General features: G+C 75.6%; 1 protein-coding gene. It reads right to left on the minus strand.

What is annotated here, in order from left to right; genetic code table 11:
- Positions 1 to 238: hypothetical protein (locus tag DSY14_RS28120; protein WP_211719604.1), on the minus strand; the 238-nt coding region annotated here is incomplete at its 3' end.
- Positions 239 to 479: the final 241 nt, after the last annotated feature.

A 479-nucleotide genomic window follows, 5' to 3' on the forward strand; every position in this document is an offset into this window, starting at 1 on the left:
CGCCCTCCCTGCGCGGCCACGGCACCTCCCCCGGCCCGTCCTCCTCCCGTTCCTCCATCTCCTCCAGTGCGTGCAGGACACGCTCCAGCGGTACCGCCCCGGGTCCGTCCCCGGCGGGCGGCGCCTGCGGGGCGACCGCCTCCGCGGCCTGACCGGAGCGCACGGCGGAGGTGCGTCTGGGCAGTTCCCGGCGTCTCCCCTGGCGCTGCGACCCCTGGGTCCGCTGTGCTCGGGTCATACGTCCCCCTCCCACGGGTCACCCGGACACCGGTGGGTGATGGGCGACCGCCCGGCCGTACCGGCCGACGAGTCGGTGTCCTGTGCGGGCCCGGGGTGCGTTCCTCTCCTGCCCGGTGTCTCCACGGCCAACGATCGTTCCTCCTCCTGCGCGTTCCGGGTCACCGAACGGCGGCCGTCCGACACGCTCGTGTCGCACCCTTCGTCGGCGGTCCGGTCTCCCCCACCCCGCCAAGGCCCGG

Origin of the sequence: Nocardiopsis sp. MG754419 (assembly GCF_018207095.1) — a bacterium.
Taxonomy (GTDB): Bacteria; Actinomycetota; Actinomycetes; order Streptosporangiales; family Streptosporangiaceae; genus Nocardiopsis.